Source organism: Rhodococcus sp. 15-649-2-2 (assembly GCF_002258645.1).
Classification (GTDB): Bacteria; Actinomycetota; Actinomycetes; order Mycobacteriales; family Mycobacteriaceae; genus Rhodococcoides.
Genome location: NZ_NPFM01000049.1, coordinates 1 through 1,481, shown reverse-complemented (window position 1 = coordinate 1,481; position 1,481 = coordinate 1). Strand labels below are relative to the sequence as shown.

General features: G+C 62.6%; 2 protein-coding genes. Both read right to left on the bottom strand.

Features of this window, described 5'->3' with window-relative positions:
• Window positions 1-9 precede the first annotated feature (9 nt).
• Window positions 10-975 (bottom strand): DDE-type integrase/transposase/recombinase, encoded by a 966-nt coding sequence (locus tag CH305_RS28645; protein WP_094705677.1) that lies wholly within the window; start codon window positions 973-975, stop codon window positions 10-12.
• A gap of 47 nt (window positions 976-1,022) precedes the next feature.
• The gene (locus CH305_RS28640) at window positions 1,023-1,427 is read right to left on the bottom strand and encodes a hypothetical protein (protein WP_218828623.1); all 405 of its coding nucleotides are present in this window, start codon (window positions 1,425-1,427) and stop codon (window positions 1,023-1,025) included.
• Between the last annotated feature and the right edge of the window lie 54 nt (window positions 1,428-1,481).

Below are 1,481 nucleotides of genomic sequence, written 5' to 3'. Positions count from 1 at the left end.
CGCTCAATGTCAAGCTGTCTGGAGTCGGTTGTTGTTGATTCCGACGGTTGCGGGCGGTTGTGGTGTGCACGGGCGGCGGCGGAACCTCTCGGGGTGTCGGTCGTAGTAGGCCTGGTGAGCTCGGTCTCGGTGAGTCCACAGGTCTCGCCAGTGTCCGGAGTGGACGTCTGCGGGTGAGAACAGGGCGATGCCGGAATGTTTGTGGGCGGTGTTGTACCAGTGGACGTAGTCGGTGAGGTGGCCGCGGGCGGCATCGATGTCGGAGAACACGCCCGGGTAGTTCGGGCGGTATTTCATGGTCCGGAACTCGGACTCGGAGAACGGATTGTCGTTACTGACATAAGGCCGGTTGTGGGTGAGCTGGACTCCGTGGGCGGTCAAACAGTTCTTGAGGGTGTTCGAACGCATCGCTGCACCGGAGTCGGCGTGAACGAATGATGGTGCGCCGTAACGCTGTATCGCGATCTCGAACATCTCCGCGGCGAGGTGGTCACTCTCTCGTTCCTCCACACGCCACCCTGCGATCAACCGGGAGTGGATGTCGATGATCGAGTACGCCTTGAACGAGGCACCGCGCCACGGTGAGTGCAGATCGGTGATATCCCAACTCCACACCTGACCGGGCGCGGTAGCGGTGTGGACAGGCATCGAGCGAGGGGTGCGGGTGCTCTTCTTGGTCGGTGTCGTCGGGCGGTTGCGTTGGTCGAGGACCGCTGCTGCGATGCGCCACCACGAGCGCCGGGATGCGATCATCGCTCCGGTGTCCCAGGCGGTGGCGAAGGAGTGATCGACCGAGTTCCCGGCTTGCCATCCGGTGTCGATCAACGCTTCGACCCGTGCGCGATCCGTGGTGTCGATTCTGCTCGGATATCGTCGATCACGTTGATGCACAGGGTTTTCGGCCTTGACCCTGGGGTTGCGGCGGTAGTGCCACGTCGAGCGGGACAACCCGACCAACGTCAATGCTCGACGCACCGATCCAGCCAGTGGTGCCAGTTCGTCGACGAGGGTGTTCTCTGCGCTCAGGAATCGGTGGGATCGGTTCTCGGTGGGGTGTCGTCGGGCTCGGGCACGTTCAGTGTGTGCAAGAGCCCGATAGCTTTTCCCAGCAGCTCGTTGGTCTCCTCGAGCTCACGGATCCGAGCGTCACGTTGGGCGAGTTCCTCGGCATGGCGCGCCGTCTCGATGGCTCGCCGTTCGACCATTCCCTGCCGGCCCTTCGGTTGCGAGTTCATCGGTTCAGTCTGACGCGGAACCAGCCCCCGGTCCACGTCACCGTCGAACACCGCCGTCCGCCACCGCGTCATCATGCCCCTCGAGACGGACGGATGCGCCGCCATCCATGGTCCATGCTGGCCATACGGCAACCGGCAGTACTCGAACACCATCTCCCGAATCTGCTCCCCCGTGAACTCAGCACTCAACATGCGATAACCCTCCATAGCTTCTCGAATGACTCACCAGAAGCTTGGCAAAGAGGG